The sequence below is a fragment of the Oligosphaera ethanolica genome (assembly GCF_030814695.1).
Taxonomy (GTDB): domain Bacteria; phylum Verrucomicrobiota; class Lentisphaeria; order Oligosphaerales; family Oligosphaeraceae; genus Oligosphaera; species Oligosphaera ethanolica.
Genome location: NZ_JAUSVL010000001.1, coordinates 2,348,716 through 2,365,958, shown reverse-complemented (window position 1 = coordinate 2,365,958; position 17,243 = coordinate 2,348,716). Strand labels below are relative to the sequence as shown.

The following is a 17,243-nucleotide window of genomic DNA, read 5'->3' as shown; positions in this document are numbered from 1 at the left end:
GCCCAGACATGTCGCGACGTCAACCCCGGGTAAGTAAGTGAGTTCCATTGCCTCTTTGGCCCCAGTCAGCTGCGCCGACTGGGGCCAAAGAGGCCGAGGAACACGGACGTAGTCGCCGTTGTACCCAGGGCGGCGCGCGCTTTCAGCGCTGCTTGCCCTGGGCTGGTATGTTTCGCGCTTTCAGCGCTTCTGCCGCTTCGCGGCCAGGGAAACGGGCGCGTTTGACTCAGCCAGAAGCTCTATGGTTCAATTCTCAATGGGTGACCGATTACCTCCAGGGTTCCTTCACCCTGCCTTCCTGCTGGTAAATGCCCCCTTGCGGAGTTACTTTATGCACGCAACTGGCGATGGACGGCCGCTCCGTTTCGACGGGGAGGAAAGTCCGGACACCATAGGGCAGGAAGTCCGGTTGAAAAGCCGGATACCGCGGACGATATGCCGCGGGAAGGACAGTGCCACAGAAAGCAAACCGCCCCTCACGGGGTAAGGGTGAAAGGGTGGGGTAAGAGCCCACCGCCGTCCGGAGTAACCCGGCGGGCATGGTAAACCCCTTCCGGTGCAAGACCAAATAGGGAACAAAGGTGCTGCTCGTACCGGCCTGCTCTGCAGGATGAGTTCCGGGTATCGGTCGCTTAGATGAATGGTCGTCACGGCGCCGCAAGGCGCCGTACAGAATCCGGCTTACAGTCGCCAGTTGCGCTCTTTTGGGAACATTGTGACCCGCGCGCCGCCTGACTCCCCGGGCGGGGAGCGATGCGCGAACCACAGTATACGACTACGCCTCCTCCCGGGAACATGCGCCGATGCCGAACAACGACCAACAGATCATCCATCGAATCAGCGAAATCATCGCCCAGACGCCCAACGCCCAGCAGGGCCTGCAGCAGGCCGTCTGCTGCCTGGTCGAAAATGCCGGCGCCGGCGCCGGCGCTATCTTCGTGATCCGCCCACAGGACGACCGCATCGTCCTCTACGCCGCGCACGGCGTGCCCGCGACGCTGGCGGCGAAGCTGCCCTTGGAACTCAGTTCGGATACTGGCAACGACATCATCCGCAATGGCCGCGCGGTCAACGACCGCAAGAAGCATCTCCCCCCGGAGCTGGTCGGCGTCTTTGCTCACCTGGCCAATGGCTTTCACAGTCTATTGCTGTTGCCGTTGGTTGTGGGCGGTCGGCCCATTGGCTCGCTGGCGCTGGCCCGCGAAGCTGACCGGCCGTTCCCGCAACGAGTGCTCAACAGCATCGAGGCCGTCGTACCGCCACTGGCATTCTTCATTCTCAATGCGCTGCTGGCTGACAAACAGCACTACAGCGCCAACGCCGGCAACACAACCGCCACCGCCGAGCTCACTCAGGACGTCATCCTCAAGGGCAAGGCCATCACCAAGGGCGTGTCCTGCGGCTACGTGCAAAAACTCGTCGGCGTGGAGAAGATCCTCCAGCCGAAAAATCATCCCGACTCGGTGACACCGGAGGGCATTGCCGCCGAAAAGAGGCTCTTTGCCGACGCCCTGCGGGTAGCCCGTGAAGACAGCATCAATACCGCCAAGCAGTTCGGCGATGTCCTTGCCGAGGCCGATTCGGCGATATTTGCCATGCACACGATGTTGTTGGATGATCCAACGCTCAAGCAGCACATCACGGCCTATCTCGACAAGGGCTTCCTCCTTACGGACGCGCTGGGACGGGCCCTCCGCGACTTCAGCGCCCAGTATCAGAAGATCGACGACCCGTACTTGCGCGAACGCCTCAGCGACATCAAAGACGTCATGCTCCGCCTGAAAAATGCGGCGGACAATTTACGCGGCAGCTTGGAAGCGGCCCCGGCCGACGCGCCGAAGCTGGCGGATCGGCGCCGCATCATCCTGGTCGCGCGCGAACTGCTGCCCAGCCAGCTGGTGAGCGTCCCGCTCAAGCAAATCTGCGGCATCCTCTGCGAAGAGGGCGGGGCGACATCGCACACGGCGATTTTGGCGCGGGCGCTGCAGATTCCCATGCTGGTCGGCGTGCCAGGCATCATGCTCAAGGCGCGCTCAGGCGACTGCGTGATCATGGACTGCGGCAGCGACTCATGCTTTTTACGGGCGACGACGGCCCTGCTGCGGCGTTTCGCCGGCCCCATCCGCATCTTCCGCAACAGCCGGCAGAATCTGAGCGACACCGTGCCGCCCGAGAGTGCGCTGGCCACGGCCGACGGCGTGCCCGTGCAGCTCATGGGCAACATCACGCTACTCAGCGAAGTCGTCAGCATGCATCACTACGGTATTCGCGACATCGGTCTCTACCGCACGGAATTCATGTTCATGATCCGCAATGCCATGCCCAGCGAAGACGACCAGTTCAATATCTTCAGCCGCATGCTCAAGGCCGCCGCCGGGGCGACGGTGACCATCCGGCTGCTGGACGCCGGTGGCGACAAGCCCCTGCCCTATTTCAAAACCGACCACGAAGACAACCCGGCGCTAGGCTGGCGTGGCCTGCGCTTCCTGCTCTCCAACCCCGAGATCATGGCGCCCCACCTACGAGCGATCCTGCGGGCCAGCGCGCTGGGCGACGTCCATATCCTCGTTCCCATGGTCGCCGACCTCTACGACCTGGCGGAAATCAAACAGGCGCTGCAGGTTGCCGCGGCGGAACTGCGGCAGCGCGGCGACAAGATCGGCGACTATCGCCTCGGCATGATGATCGAAGTGCCTTCCGCGCTCTACGGTCTCGACCGGCTGCTACCGGAGGTCGATTTTGTCAGCATCGGCACCAACGACCTGGTACAGTTCCTCTTTGCGGTCGACCGCGCCAACGCCCGGGTCAGCAAGTGGTTCCGGCAGTGCCACCCGATCGTGCTGCGGGCTCTGCAAGACATCTGCCGGCAGGTCCATGCCTACAAAGGCAAGACCGTCACCCTCTGCGGCGAACTGGCCGGCTCCCGCCGGGCGCTGCCGCTGCTCCTTGGCGCCGGCCTACGCCAGCTAAGCATGACGCCGCATCAAGCGCCGGTACTGCGCCCACTGGTCAACCAATTATCGATACCCGATTGTGAAAAACTCTTTGCACGTGCTATCCTTTGTGAAACGGAGATGGACGTGATGAAACTCATTGACGAAGCCGGCATGATCAAGAGTCCCAGCTAACCCCAACCCCGAGGAACAGGCACATGGTCACAGCATTCGTTCTGATCAGCGTTGAAGACAAACGCGTCCACGAGACTGTCCGGGCCCTCCTGGAACAGAGGGGCGTCACCGAAGTCCACGTCGTCGCCGGCGAATACGACATGGTCGCAGTCATTCGGGTGCAGGACAATAAAGACCTAGCCAATCTCATCACCAACACCATCGTCAACGCGCCGGGCGTGGAACGGACCAAGACACTCTTCGCCCTGGAAAGTCATTCGACCTACGACCTGCCCGCACTATTCGGCAATAACTCATGATCAAGGCCCGCTGACAGGCCAGCGGCAAGCCGTGCCGGTGACATGCCCCCCTCCCCCTATGGATTCAACAGCAGATACCCCAAAACCTCGCAGCGGCATCACCGGCTATGTCGCCTTGCTGGGCCGGCCGAATACCGGCAAGTCCACGTTGGTCAACACCGTCCTCAACCGCCATTTGGCGGCGGTGTCCGACAAACCACAGACGACCCGTAAGTACCTCCTGGCCATCTACACCGATGCCGAGGCGCAAATTCTTTTCCTCGACGCACCGGGCGTGCATGTCAACAAAATCGCCATTGACGAGGCGATGGACAACTCGGTGTCGCGGGTGCTGGAAGACGCCGATTTGCTCGTCTGCATGGTCGATCCCAGCCGCGAACCCGGCGAAGAAGACGCCCTGACCGCCCAGCGTGCCCGGGCCAACGGCAAGCCGGCTATCATTGCCATCAACAAAGTCGATGTGGCCACGCCGGAACAGATCGCCACCAGTCTGGGCTTCTACCGCCAGTACCTTCCCGACGCGCCTTGCGTGCAGCTGGTCGCCATGGACCCCGAGCGGGTCAAAGACCTCATGGCCATGATCAAAAGCATGCTCCCGCAGAGCATCTTTCTCTATGATGCCGACGAACTGACCGATGTCTATGAGCGGGACGTCGCCGCCGAGCTCATCCGCGAAGTCCTCCTCCAGGAACTAAAGCAGGAAGTGCCGCACTGCATCGCCGTCACGGTCGACACCTGGAAAGAGAAAGACCGCAAGTTGCTGGTCGGCGCCACCATGCATATCGAACGCGAAAACCACAAGGGGATTATCATCGGCCAGGGCGGCAAGATGATCAAACACCTGCGACACCACGCCGCCGCTAAAATCGCCGAATTCTGCGGCACTCGCGTTGACCTCAGTCTCTTCGTCAAGGTCGTCCCCGACTGGCGCCGACGCAAGCAGTTCCTCAAGGAAATACGCCTGATGGAATGAACCTCGCACGTTTTTCGCGGACCAATCGGACCGATCGGACCGATCGGACCGATCGTCGACTTGATCAGTCGGATCAGTCGGATCGTCGACTTGATCGGTCCGATCAGTCGGATCAGTCGGATGAAAAAGAGCGTCGTTTGTCTTTTGAATTAGGTTGTTTCAGGCGGTATATTTGGTTTTTGCCGTGTCGTCTGTCTCGGCACCTGTGCGACAGGAACTCTGTGAACCGGGTCAGGTGGGGAACCAAGCAGCCCTAAGCAGCCGACTTGGGCGCCGGGACAATCCGGGGCAGACGGCACGGCTTCTTTTTTCCGGGTCAGGGACCGCATTGTCCGTCCAATGCCGGTCCGCCATGACATCCCGAGAGGACCCTCCATCATGCCTTATCAAGTTCTCGCGCGAAAATGGCGGCCACAGACTTTCGCTGAAGTCGTCGGCCAGGAGCACATTAGCCGGACGTTGAAGAACGCCATTCTGCAGAACCGCATTGGCCACGCGTATCTCTTCGTCGGTTCCCGCGGTATTGGCAAGACGACCTCCGCGCGCATTTTTGCAAAGGCGTTGAATTGCAGCAACAACGTTGATGGCGAGCCGTGTTGCCGCTGCCAAAGTTGCCTTGAGGTGGCCAATGGCTCCTCGCTAGACGTCATTGAGATCGACGGCGCGTCCCACAACCGCGTCGAGCACATCCGCGACATTCGCGACAACGTGCAGTACGCGCCAGTACATGGCAAGTACAAAATATACATCATCGATGAAGTGCACATGCTCACCACCCAGGCGTGGAATGCACTGCTCAAGACCCTCGAAGAACCACCGTCACATGTGAAATTCATCTTTGCGACCACCGAGCCCCACAAAGTCCTGCCGACCATCGTGTCGCGTTGCCAGCGCTTCGATCTGAAGCGCATCTCGGTGCCACTGATCGTCCATCGCCTGCGACAGATCGCCGACGGAGAGAAAATCAGCGTCGAAGACGCCGCCCTGGCGGCGATCGCCCGCGCTGCCGACGGCGGCATGCGCGACGCCCAGTCGATCTTCGATCAGATGATCGCCTTCTGCGGCGGTCTCAAGGCCGACGAAATAATCCGCGAACAGGACGTTATCGACGTCTTTGGCCTGGCTTCAGGCGTCGAGCTGCGCGAGATGGCGGCGGCGCTCTTCACCAACGACCTCAATCGCGGCCTGCAGATCCTGCAGGAACTGGCGGACAACGGCCGCGATCTCGAGCGGCTCTTCGCGGATCTCATCGGCTATGTCCGCAACATCATGGTGGCGTCGCTGTGCGGCAATCCACAGGACCTGCTGGAAGTCAGCGACAGCGAGCTGGCCGACCTCTGCGCCATCGGCAAAGCGCTTGACCCGCAGCTGGTTCAGCGCGTCCTACAGGGGCTGGTGGCCCAGGAATGGTCCTTCCGCGCCGCCCTCAACAAACGCATTTACTTCGAGGCCGTGCTGGCCCGCGTCATGCTCGACGCCCATAGCGTTCAAATCGACGACATCATGACCCAACTGAACCTCATCAGCGGCGCCCTGCCACCTGAGCAAATGCCGCCGCCACGGCCAACAGTGGTCATACCGCCACCACAAGTCACGCTAACGAAAATCGTCCGCCAGGAAACTCCGGCACCGGCGGCAACTCCGGCACCGGCGGCAACTCCGGCACCCGCACCCGCCGCAACTCCGGCACCGGCGGCAACTCCGGCACCCGCACCGGCGGCAACTCCGGCACCCGCCGCAACTCCGGCACCCGCACCCGCCGCAACTCCGGCACCCGCACCCGCCGCAACTCCGGCACCGGCCGCAACCACAGCCAGTGCGCCGGATTCGTCCGCCGCGATGGCGAACGATGCTCACGATGTCCCAGCCGCGGCCAGTACCGACAACACTGCGGTAGCGGACGCTGCCGATCATAACGTCACCGACGAAGACGACGACGCGCTTGCCGCACCCGCCACTGCCGAGGCAGAAGCAGAGGAGGCCGTACCGACCGACGCTGACGCTGACGCTGACGCTGACGCTGACGACGACGACGACGCTGACGCTGACGCCGACGACGTGGCCGTGCTCGCCGGGGCCCACGGCGCCCATTCGGCCGACATGATCAACAATCTGCTGGCACAGGCGGCCGATAGCGATGACGATGGCATGGCACCCGACGACGTGCTCGACGGTATGGCTTTTGCCGATGCCACCGAAAGCCTGCTGAACGCCCCTGCCGACGACATGAAAAATGACCCGGGGCGCCATCTTCAGGCTTTGGCTGACAAAACGGCGCAGATTGCGCCGGGCAGCGAGCTGGTGGACATCGTCAAGGCGCTAACGCCAGTATCCTACCGCGCCGGCGTTCTCCTGCTCGCCTACGATCGGCGCACCATGACCCAACATCACGTACGCGTGCTGCAGGAAGCGGCATCGCTCAAGGCCCTCAACCACGCCTTTCAGATGGTGCAATCCCGCGGCAGGGTCGAAATAACCGCCCATATGCCCCTCGTGGATGAAGACACCAAAGCCGGTTTGCGCCGCTGCACCATCGAAGAGCGGGAGGCGCTGGCGAAGCAGCCGATCGTCGAGACATTCAGCCAGATATTCGGCAGCGACATTATCGACGCGCGTATCCGCGAGTCAAAATAACCCCCCAAGGCACCCATGGCCGCTACCCAATATCCCCAGGCACTGCAGCATGTCATGTCGTTCTTCAGCCGCTTGCCCGGCGTAGGCCGGCGCAGTGCGGAACGCCTGGCGCTGGCCATGATGGCCTGGCCCGAACAGCAGACCGAGCAATTCGGTCAGGCGCTACTGGAACTGAAAAATAAGGTCCGGCCCTGCGCCGTCTGTGGCAATTACGCCGAAGACGAGCTCTGCGCGATCTGCCAGGATCCAGACCGGCAGCGCGGCGTGCTCTGCGTCGTCGAACAGGCCAGCCAGATCATCGTGCTCGAAAACTCCGGCTCATACAAAGGCCTCTATCACGTCCTCGGCGGCAAACTGTCGCCCCTCAGTGGCAAAGGGCCGGAGGAATTGCGCATCAAGGAGCTCGCCGTTCGCCTGCGCCAAGGCGAAATCAGCGAAATGATCATCGCCACCAGCCCCGACGTCGAAGGCGAAGCCACGGCACACTACCTCGCCCAGGAATTCGCCGCGCTGCCCATGACCATCACGCGCATCGCCTCCGGCGTGCCGGCGGGCGCTGATTTGAATTTTGCCGACGCGGCGACCATCACCATGGCCCTGTCCGGCCGCCACAAACTGTAGAGTATTTTTCTGGAGTCGTGACGGTACGGCCCGCCACGGCGAGCGCAAGCGGATCGCGGGCCGGGGGTGTTCAAGAACGACGTTGCGGAGGAAACTATGAAGAAAATGATGCTCAAACTGCTGTTGGCCGTCGTCAAGTTCCTGTGCATCATTGGCTTGCTGTATCTCAGCGTAGCCCTGGTGCTGTGCATTCCGAAGGTCCTTGGCACCCTGGAAAAGAACCGCCTGGCGCTGATTGCTGGCGGGGCCTTCGTCGTCGGTCTGCCTCTGTTCTGCTTCCTGCGCCTGAACTCGCTGTACGTCTTCGGCCACGAGCTCACCCACTGGGTGATGGCGAAGATCTTCCTCCGCAAAACCGGCCGCTTCCAGAGCGGCAAAAACGCCGGCGCCGTCGAGGTCGAAAATCCCAACGTGTGGATTATCCTCGCGCCTTACGTACTGCCATTCTATCTGTTGGTCGTGATCGGCCTGTACGGCCTGATCATGCTCATCGCCAACGCGTCCATCCATCCCTACGCTGTCAAGGCCTTCGCCGTCCTCCTTGGCCTCAGCTATGCCTACCACGTGATCCTGACCTTCTTCGCCCTGCGCTCCGGACAGGCCGACCTCAAAATGAAGGGCAAAATTCTCTCGCTGATGATGGTCGTCACCGGCAACCTGCTCTTCGTCTTCATGGCACTCATCATGGCTACCAGACAGTGGCGCGGCGGCTTCAAAGCCCTCACCCAACAAATCCTCGCCCAAGCCGAATTCGTCATCGACGTCATGCAACGCATCGTCGATAAATTCTGAGCGGGACAATCGTCTTTCTTGTTTTCGCGGACGGATCGGACGGATCGGACCGATCGGACCGATCAATCGTCGGATCAGTCGGATCATCTGGCTTTTTTCGCGGACGGATCGGACCGATCGGACGGATCGGACCGATCAATCGTCGGATCAGTCGGATCAGTCCGATCAGTCCAATGCTCTTCACTTAACAATTCTCATAGTGCCTTGTGCATCATCAAAACAGCCTTTTGTCATCGCGGCATTTCATCGCCGCGAAGCGGCAGAAGCGCTGAAAGCGCGAGATATGACAGCCCAGGGCAAGCAGCGCTGAAAGCGTGCGCCGCCCTGGGTAAAGCACCAACTCTGGCCGTGTTCCTCGGCCTCTTTGGCCCCAGTCGGCGCAGCTGACTGGGGCCAAAGAGGCAATGGAACTCATTGACTGCTGCAGTATTGCGCGCTGTGCCCCATGGTCGATGGTCTTTTAGGTCGCCCCTACAGGGCTCATATTGGTTGATGCCTCTTACCCAGGGCGCCGCTTCGCCTTCGGCGTCGCTTGCCCTGGGCTATCTTAGGTCGCGCCTTTGGCGCTCAAAACCTCGGCGAATGGTCACGCGAACGCTCACCAATCAACTCATCGCCAACCATTGCCGGTACACTAAGTAAAGAGCATTAGTCCGATCAGTCCGATCACATCTGCAGACTCACCAGCCCAAGCAACGCTGCGCTTAGGGCTGCAGGTAGTCCAGGGCGCTCTTGAAGGGATCCGCCGTGTAGAGGCTCTTGACAATGACGTTTTGGACGTGGCCGTCGACAAAGGTACAGTTGGCCTTGTCTTCGTAATAGTGCACGGAGTTTTTCGACGCCTCGATCATCTGCCCGCGAACTTCCACGTAGTTCCAGCCGCTGCCGCCACCGGCGACCTGCGATGGACTCGGGCCGGCCGCATCGGAAATCAGAATAACCGACGACGGCTTGGGAATCTCCGGCGCAGTGCGGTTCCCCGGGCCGCGGGGGATGAGTCCACCAGTGCCTGACCAGCAATTCAGGCCATACGAATAGCCCGTGTTGGCCGGCACGCCGGTATCGTTGTAACGCCAGATGCGATCCGGTGTCGTGCCCTGCATCTTGATGGCGAGGAGATTCAGCGGACACTTGAAGACCTTCAGGTCGCCTGCGTAAGGCAGCAGCGAATCGCCCCACGCCGGCGTCGCTTTATTGCCACTACCGGAAACCGGCACAATCCGCGGCTCATTGTCGTCCGTGTACATGTTCGACGCCAGGCCTAGCTGCTTCAGATTCGAGATGCAGCTCATGTTCTGGGCCTTGTTCCGCGCTTTCGCCAAGGCCGGCAACAGCATCGCCGCCAATATCGCAATAATCGCTATCACCACCAACAACTCAATCAAGGTAAAAGTGCGTTTCAACATCATGATCTCCAAATAGATAGGGCATTATGCAAAAAAGGCTTTCAAAATCGAAAAGATTGATAACAAAAGAAATTATAGCTTGGATATGGTAAAAAAGAAATAGTTCCCGTAAGAATTCTTCTTTTATTTGTAATCGGTCAGTGTACACCCCGGCGCTTCGCTGGGACAATTTGCAGGAAACCCACGGCCCGCCGCCGCCCAGCCATCCGACCTTGATTTCCGCGACCTTTGCGGCAGCGTGTTTCATAGGAGTGACCACCCCGGCGCTTCGCTGGGACAATTTGCCGGAAACCCACGGCCCGCCGCCGCCCAGCCATCCGGCCTTGATTTCCGTCGTCCTTTGCGGCAGCGTGTTTCATAGGAGTGTACACCCCGGCGCTTCGCCGGGGTGTACACTGACCGATTACCCCGTGGGGGCGGTTCTCATCGGCTTGAACTGGCAGATTGGCTCTGGCCGTGTATTTTTGTGAGGTGCGGAAAGACCCCCGGCCCGCAGCCATGGCCGGCGGGGCTTCTGATCGCGAAGCGAAGAAACCAGGAACAGGAGAGGCCGAGATGAAGAGAAAACTCAGAATGGGCATGGTTGGCGGCGGACAAGGGGCGTTCATTGGCGATGTCCACCGTCGGGCGGCGCGCCTCAATGGCGATATTGAGCTGGTCGCGGGCGTCTTCGGCACCAACGTAGAGAAGTCGCGGCAGTGCGGCGCGGAGCTCTTTGTCGATCCCGCGCGCGTTTATCCCAATTACGAGGCGATGATCGCCGGCGAGCTGGCTCTACCGGCGGATAAGCGCATCGACTTCGTGTCGGTGGTCACGCCAAATCTCATGCACTATCCCATCTCGAACGCCTTCCTCAAAGCCGGCTTCCACGTCCTCTGTGAGAAGCCCATCGCCATGAGCGCGGCGGACGCCGAGGCGCTGGGCAAGACGCAGCAGGCCAGCGGCAAATTCTTCGCGCTGATGCACAATTACACCGGCTATCCCATGATCAAGCAGGCGAAGAAGCTCATCGCCGACGGCGTGTTGGGCGAGTTGCGCAAGATCAACGTCGAGTACTCGCTGGGCTGGCTGGCGGCGCCGAATGCCGGCAAGCAGGCGGTATGGCGGGTTGATCCCAAGCAGGCCGGCATCAGCGGCTGCATGGCTGACATCGGCACCCACGCCGAGCAGCTCATCCACTACCTGAGCGGCCTGCGTATCACGGCGGTATCGGCTGATCTGGCCAGTTTCATTCCAGGGCGTGAGCTGGATGACGACGGCAGCGTCCTCCTGCGTTTCAACAGCGGCGCCCGCGGCGTCATCTTCGCCAGCGAAGTGTCCACCGGCGAAGAGAACAATTTCATCATCAAGATCTACGGGTCGAAAGCGGCGTTGGAGTGGCACCAGCAGAGTCCGGAAGACCTGATCATCCGCTCCAACGACGCGCCAATGCTCGTCTATCGCCGCGGCTGGCCCGGCACGGGCGAAGAAGCCCAGAAGGTCAGTCACCTACCGGCGGGGCATCCCGAGGGCTTCCTGGAGGCCTTCGCGGCCATCTACCGCGCCTTCGCTGACGCTATCCACGCCGACCTCAACGGCGACCAGCCCGTGCTGGACTTCCCGGGCATTCAAGACGGCATCGACGAAATGCGCTTCCTCGAGGCCATCGTCGCCAATTCCGCTGGCGATGCCAAGTGGACAGCGCTCTAAGCGCCGAAACATTGGGCCACCACGGGCCGCGTCGCCGTCTTGGCGGCGCGGCTCTATTGTGTCCGACCAGACCAGAACCAGGGGAGCACCCGACCATGACGACAGGACTTCGCGCGGGCATTGCTGCGGCCATCTGCTGCATCCTACCAGGCCTCGTCGGCCAAGTTGCCGAATTCGCCGCGCTGCCGGCCGGCGTGGTCCTGCCGCCCGCGCCGAGCGTTTCGGTGTCGGCTGCCGGCGACTACTTGGTTGACGGCCAGCCGCGTTATCTCTTCGGCGTGCAGATCGGTTCGGCGCTCGGGGTGGATTTCGGGCCGACTGCGGGTTATCCTCCGGAGCTCAAGTGGGTCTACGAAGAGCCCATGACCTACGAGACGGCCCAGCGCCTGGGCTTCGACAGCTTCGCGTGGTTCCTGCCCAGCGGGCCCTGGCTGGACCGCTTCGGCGTCGAAGAGCATCGCTGGGGGCGTTCCGAGAAGGACCAGGAGATGCTGGGGGTCGTCGTCAACAACGGCCTGCCGCTGCTGGTTGATTACACTTGTTTCCCGTGGAGCTTCGGTAAGCCCGGCACCAGCAAGGCCTATGCGGGCATCCTCCCGGAAGAGGCCATCAACCGCCACCATTCTGCCGCCGGCAACCACTGGGTGCCCTACAATATCTTCCACCCCGAAGGACGGAAGATGTACCTGTCTTTCTGGGAATACGGCGTGGACCACGCACGCCAGCTAGGCAAGAACCAAAAGCTCGTCTATGAGCTTTTCAACGAGCCGTCCTACTTCGACCCGTCGCCCTACAACCGCCACCTCTTCGCCGAGTACCTCGAACGCAAATACGGCAGCATCGAAAAACTTAACGCCCTCTGGCGCAGCGAGTTCGCGTCCTTCGCGGCCCTAAGCCAATTCGCGGACCGCAAAGACCACCCGGGCATCGTCATCGACTGGTCGAAATTCTGTGAAGAGGGCATGACGGCGTTGGCGCGCGACGGCCGGGACTGCATCCGCGCCAAGGCCGCCGGCGCGCGAGTATGCTACCAGATCCTCGGCTACACGTCGTACCGCTCGCCGGCGGCCACGAACATCAACATCTACGAGATCAACCGGCACCTGGACGCCATTTCGACGCCCACCGGCGGCGGCCTCGGCACGCGCAGCACCTTCACGGCGCCGCCGGCGCAGACCGTCCAGGCGCCCGCCAATGTGCCGGCGCTGCCTGAGGGCATCCTCCAGCGCCATTTCTTCCGCTGCATCGCCGATGGCAAGCCCATTCACAACCCGGAATGCTATGCGGCCCGCAGCCGCAACAGCAACCGCAATATCGTCTGGCAGGACCTCCTGCGCGGCAGCAACGCCACCTACATGTTCACCTGGTCCAAACGCGCCTGGGAATGGGGCCCCGATCGCGACGAGGCCGGCGGCCGCAAGATCGCCGAGCGCTTCCCCTACATCCTCGCCAATCCCTACGCGTTCAGCATCGACGATCTCCAGGGCTTCATGGACGCCAAACAGGACATCGCCCGCTTCGCCGATTTCTTCGTGCCCCGCGAACGCGGCATAGCCCGCGAGGTCGCGTTACTGATGTCCTTCGCCACCGAGCGCTACGCCTTTGCCGACGGCTATGTCGTGCACAACGAAATGCTGCACTACACCAGCGGCCTGGAATACAGCCACCTGCCACAGGATGTCGTGCTGGAGGAACAACTCGCCGAGGGACGCCTGGAGCAAAAGAGCTATCGCGCCGTGGTCGCGGTCGGTGTGCGCAATGTCCTGCCCGGCACCGCTGCGGCGCTGCAGCGCTACGTGGCAAACGGCGGCGTACTCATCGCCGCGCGCGAGTTCATGCCGTGGGACGAATACGGCAACGCGACGGCCAACCCGCTCTTCGCGGGCCTGGAGACCGCCGAGGTCGCCGATGCGGCCATCAGCGAGTTGGTCTTCACCGCGCTTGATCAGCCGGCGCTGCTGCCGGGCAAAATCCCCGCCAGGAACAGCCTGCGCGTCCTCCGTGCTGACGGCTGGGAGACGCTGGCGACCTGCGACGGCCAGCCGGCCGTGCTCCGCCGCGCGCTTGGCGCCGGCGCCATCTACGCCATCACGCCGATGCTGCAAGACTACGCCGCCGCTGCCGTGGCCACGGCCCTGCTGGCGCGGCATGACATCCGGCCGGCGCTGAGCATCGCCCGCGTACCGGCAGGCGACCTCGCCCCCAATATCGAAGCGCATTGCGCCCGGCGCGACGGCATGACCCTCGCCTCACTCCTCAATATTGATCTCTACCCGAAATGCGTGGACATTACCCTGCCGGCCGGCTGCGCCACCGCCGCCGATCTGCTCAGCAACGAGCTGTTGCCCATAACCGCTGGCCGCGCCCGCCTCATGATTGGCAACAACCGCCATTGCGTCGTCGGCTTCGCCACCAGCGCTGACCTGCTTGCGCAGCGTTTCGGCGCCATGACTACTGTGAGTCGCGACGCCGTCACCGCGCGTTATGACGAAGCCGTCAAGGCCCACGAACGGGCCCTCGCCGAGCAAATCGCCAGCGCCGGCGTCTTCCATATCGACCCGACGCACACATCGCCTGTCGACCTGCGCGCGCATGCCAACGCCGCCTTCGTTGACCAGATCGCCAATGACGGCCAAGGCGGCTGGATCGACCAAGGCAAAGACCAGTCGCTGGACCACACGCCGTGGGAGATCACCCCACTGCTGGGCGTGCCCTGCGACTTTATCCGCTTCGACGCCAACGACAACCGCTGCTGCATCATCCTCGCCTCAACCAGCGTCAAGCGCAACGACCCAGCCGAAAGCCGCGGCATTCCGATCAAAGACCGCTGCCGCGCACTCTTCTTCTTCCACACCACGGCCAACGCGCAGCCCGGCGACCCGGTCATGACCTACCGCGTGCACTACCTCGACGGCGGCAGCGTGGACGCGCCGATCATCTGCGGCCACAATATCGACCTGTGGACGCTGCCGGAGCCGCCGGCCACCGCGGACTTCCACCCGGCCTGGCGCAATTCCGCCGGCCGCGGCTTCCAAGTCTTCGCCTGGCGCAATCCCGACCCGAACTGCGGCATCAGCCACGTGGACATCATCTCGGCGGGCGGCGCGGCAGTGCCCATCATCATCGGCATCACGGCGGAAAAACTGGCGCCAGGCATGAACGAACTGTCGCTGGCCGGCATCGCGCCGCTTTCTTGGGGCTGCGATGCCGTCGTGGTCAACGGCATCACCGAAGTCGTGGTGTCGGAAAAAAGCTCGAACTGGGCCGGCGTGCGCTTCCCGCTGCCCGCGCCGCTTGAACTCACGGCCGAGCAGGCCCGCAAGGCCGTCATCAAATACGAGGTCAACGGCGGCCGGGACCCCTTCGGGAACTACAAAGGCGGCCAGGCGCTGCAAATCTCCATCGGCAAGGGCTTTGTCCATTCGCACATGCGACCGGACAGCCACGAGGAAACCTTTGAGGCCGCGAGCGAACCCCTGTACCGCTGGCTGCCCAAAAACGACCAGTCGGCGGGGCTGAGCTTGTCGTCGCTGGCTTTCCAATTCCGTGGCACGGGCAAGAGCTCCGGCGTCTTCCTCAAGAACATCCGCATTGAGTACCCCGCAGAATGAACAGCGAATTGTCGTCATATCATTTTCAGCCAGTGGCTGTCGTGCGCAGCTGTTTCAAGACCAAGTTCGGCATACCCCGACAGCCCGGTCTGATCAGTGAAGCCCGTGGCAGCATCGAGTTGCTACCGCCTTACAATCAGCCCAATGCCGTGCGCGGCCTGGAGGACTTCTCGCATATCTGGGTACTCTTCGTCTTCCATGATGCGTTGCGCGAAGGCTGGAAAGCGACCGTGCGGCCACCCCGCCTGGGCGGGGACAAACGCGTCGGCGTCTTCGCCTCGCGATCGCCTTTCCGGCCCTGCCCCATCGGTCTGTCCGTGCTCACCCTGCGCGACGTGCGCATTGGCGACCATGGCAAGATCGCCCTTGCTGTCGAGGGCCTGGACCTCCTGGACGGCACGCCCGTGCTGGATATCAAACCCTACCTGCCCTACACCGACGCCGTGAGCGACGCCCGCGCCGGCTTCGCACCCGTGGCGCCTGCCAGCGCAGCCCTGCCCGTCCAATTCAGCGACCAGGCAGCCCAGCAGGCCGCCGCTATCGAAAAACGTGGGCTGGACGGCTTCCGGCTGCTGGCCGAAAAAGTCATCGCCGCCGATCCACGACCCGCCTACCAGCGCGAAGCCGGGCGCGTCTACGGCATTTTTCTCCACGGCTACGAAGTGGTCTGGCAGGCCGGCGCAGACAGCGCCGTCGTGACTCATATCACCCGCGATGCCACGCCACCGCCATCCAAACGACGGCAGGCACAGCAGATAAAGAACGCGACGAATAACGACATTGCCGAAGAAGCCAGCGCGGCTGCCGCAGACACAGCCGATACCGACTCGGACGCCGCCGGCCCCACGCAGGACAGCTGATCGCCAACCCGAACACCTCGACTCTGTGCGCAGGCGGCCAGCCGGCGCACACCAATTCCCATTCACCCCCCCCGCAAAGGACCGCTCTACCCATGGAAACCCGCTACGATTGTGACAGCCTCATAGCCTTTGCGCAAAAGCTCTTCGTGAAAGCCGGCGTGCCAGCGGCGGACGCGGCGACGCTCGCTGAGGCGTTGGTGTTGACGGACATGCGCGGCATTTGGTCGCATGGGGTCATCCGCAGCGCTCATTATCTCCAATGCGTACAGGCAGGCGGCATCAAGCCCGCCGCCGAGCTGGCAGTGATTGCCGAAGGGCCCTGTTATCTGCGCCTCAGCGCGCAAGGCGGCCTGGGCATACCCTCGTCCATGCGGGCCATCGACATGATGCTGGAACGCGCCAGCAAGCAGGCCGTCTTCGTCACCACCATGAACCACAGCGACCATTTCGGCGCGGCCGGCCTCTACGCGCAACGACTCGCCGAACACGGCTTCCTCGGCTACGCTATGAGCAACACGCCGCCGATGATGGCCATCACCGGCGCCGGCGCCAGGGCCATCGGCAACAACCCATGGGCATACGCCGCGCCGGGCAGCAAATACCGCGGCATCCTCTTCGATATCTGCATGGCCGTCGTCGCTAGCGGCAAAGTACAGATCGCCATGGCCGAAAACAAGAAAATACCCTACGGCTGGATCGCCGACAAAGACGGGAACCCCAGCAACGACCCCGCCGATGTCCTCAAAAAAGGCGGCTTCTTCCTCCCCGTCGGCGACCACAAGGGCTACGGCTTCGCGCTGATGGTCGAAATCATGACCGGCGTGCTGGGCGGCGCGGGCGTCCTCGGCGGCGTCCATGCGTGGAATAAACAGCCCGGACGCGATGCAAACACCGGCCAGTGCTTCGTCGCCATCAACCCGGAATATTTCGGTGGTCTGGCGCCCTTCCGCGCCCAAATTGACCACGTTATCGACACGCTACTGCAGAGCCCCAAGGCCCCCGGCGTGGAACGCATTCTCTATCCCGGTCAGCTGGAATTCGAAAAAGAGGCCGCGGCCCGCCAACACGGCGTGCTTCTCACCGACGCCTCCCTGCAGGAACTGCGCGCAGCAGCCGACCTGGTGCAGGAGCCCTTCAGCATCACCCCCAGCGCCGAATAAGCGCCGCTCCCGCCCGTATGCCACCCCTGTCTTGAGTGGCAGGGGCTTTTCAGCACTTGCGCCCTGGACG

The 17,243-nt window shown here is 62.3% G+C and carries 12 protein-coding genes and 2 other RNA genes; 13 read left to right on the top strand and 1 reads right to left on the bottom strand.

Features of this window, described 5'->3' with window-relative positions:
- The first annotated feature begins 339 nt into the window (after window positions 1-339).
- The 8 genes from rnpB to J3R75_RS08020 all read left to right on the top strand — a co-directional run bounded on the left by rnpB (window position 340) and on the right by J3R75_RS08020 (window position 8,447).
- Window positions 340-700, top strand: an RNA gene (gene rnpB / locus J3R75_RS08055) — RNase P RNA component class A.
- 103 nt (window positions 701-803) lie between these two features.
- The gene (gene ptsP, locus J3R75_RS08050) at window positions 804-3,128 is read left to right on the top strand and encodes a phosphoenolpyruvate--protein phosphotransferase (RefSeq protein ID WP_307260999.1); all 2,325 of its coding nucleotides are present in this window, start codon (window positions 804-806) and stop codon (window positions 3,126-3,128) included.
- 23 nt (window positions 3,129-3,151) lie between these two features.
- The gene (locus J3R75_RS08045; RefSeq protein ID WP_307260998.1) at window positions 3,152-3,427 is read left to right on the top strand and encodes an Lrp/AsnC family transcriptional regulator; all 276 of its coding nucleotides are present in this window, start codon (window positions 3,152-3,154) and stop codon (window positions 3,425-3,427) included.
- A gap of 58 nt (window positions 3,428-3,485) precedes the next feature.
- A complete protein-coding gene (gene era / locus J3R75_RS08040) occupies window positions 3,486-4,400 on the top strand; it encodes a GTPase Era (protein ID WP_307260997.1) in 915 nt (304 codons plus the stop codon).
- A gap of 193 nt (window positions 4,401-4,593) precedes the next feature.
- An RNA gene (gene ffs, locus J3R75_RS08035) (signal recognition particle sRNA small type) lies at window positions 4,594-4,693 on the top strand.
- An 85-nt stretch (window positions 4,694-4,778) separates the two neighbouring features.
- Window positions 4,779-7,034 (top strand): DNA polymerase III subunit gamma/tau, encoded by a 2,256-nt coding sequence (gene dnaX / locus J3R75_RS08030; protein WP_307260996.1) that lies wholly within the window; start codon window positions 4,779-4,781, stop codon window positions 7,032-7,034.
- 15 nt (window positions 7,035-7,049) lie between these two features.
- The gene (gene recR / locus J3R75_RS08025) at window positions 7,050-7,655 is read left to right on the top strand and encodes a recombination mediator RecR (protein WP_307260995.1); all 606 of its coding nucleotides are present in this window, start codon (window positions 7,050-7,052) and stop codon (window positions 7,653-7,655) included.
- A gap of 96 nt (window positions 7,656-7,751) precedes the next feature.
- On the top strand, window positions 7,752-8,447 hold the full coding sequence (locus J3R75_RS08020; RefSeq protein ID WP_307260994.1) for a hypothetical protein: 696 nt from the start codon (window positions 7,752-7,754) through the stop codon (window positions 8,445-8,447).
- A 704-nt stretch (window positions 8,448-9,151) separates the two neighbouring features.
- Here J3R75_RS08020 and J3R75_RS08015 read toward each other — a convergent pair.
- Window positions 9,152-9,856 (bottom strand): DUF1559 family PulG-like putative transporter, encoded by a 705-nt coding sequence (locus tag J3R75_RS08015; RefSeq protein WP_307260993.1) that lies wholly within the window; start codon window positions 9,854-9,856, stop codon window positions 9,152-9,154.
- Window positions 9,857-9,993: 137 nt separating this feature from the next.
- Here J3R75_RS08015 and J3R75_RS08010 point away from each other — a divergent pair, with 137 nt between their 5' ends.
- The 5 genes from J3R75_RS08010 to J3R75_RS07990 all read left to right on the top strand — a co-directional run bounded on the left by J3R75_RS08010 (window position 9,994) and on the right by J3R75_RS07990 (window position 17,173).
- On the top strand, window positions 9,994-10,323 hold the full coding sequence (locus J3R75_RS08010) for a hypothetical protein (RefSeq protein ID WP_307260992.1): 330 nt from the start codon (window positions 9,994-9,996) through the stop codon (window positions 10,321-10,323).
- Window positions 10,324-10,408: 85 nt separating this feature from the next.
- A complete protein-coding gene (locus J3R75_RS08005; protein WP_307260991.1) occupies window positions 10,409-11,542 on the top strand; it encodes a Gfo/Idh/MocA family protein in 1,134 nt (377 codons plus the stop codon).
- Between the two features lie 95 nt (window positions 11,543-11,637).
- Entirely contained in the window at window positions 11,638-15,153 is a 3,516-nt protein-coding gene (locus tag J3R75_RS08000; RefSeq protein ID WP_307260989.1) for an alpha-amylase family protein, read from the top strand.
- Entirely contained in the window at window positions 15,150-16,013 is an 864-nt protein-coding gene (tsaA, locus tag J3R75_RS07995) for a tRNA (N6-threonylcarbamoyladenosine(37)-N6)-methyltransferase TrmO (protein WP_307260988.1), read from the top strand. Before J3R75_RS08000 ends, tsaA begins: the two co-directional genes overlap by 4 nt.
- 92 nt (window positions 16,014-16,105) lie before the next feature.
- Window positions 16,106-17,173, top strand: a complete 1,068-nt coding sequence (locus J3R75_RS07990) for an Ldh family oxidoreductase (RefSeq protein ID WP_307260987.1) — start codon at window positions 16,106-16,108, stop codon at window positions 17,171-17,173.
- Window positions 17,174-17,243 lie beyond the last annotated feature (70 nt).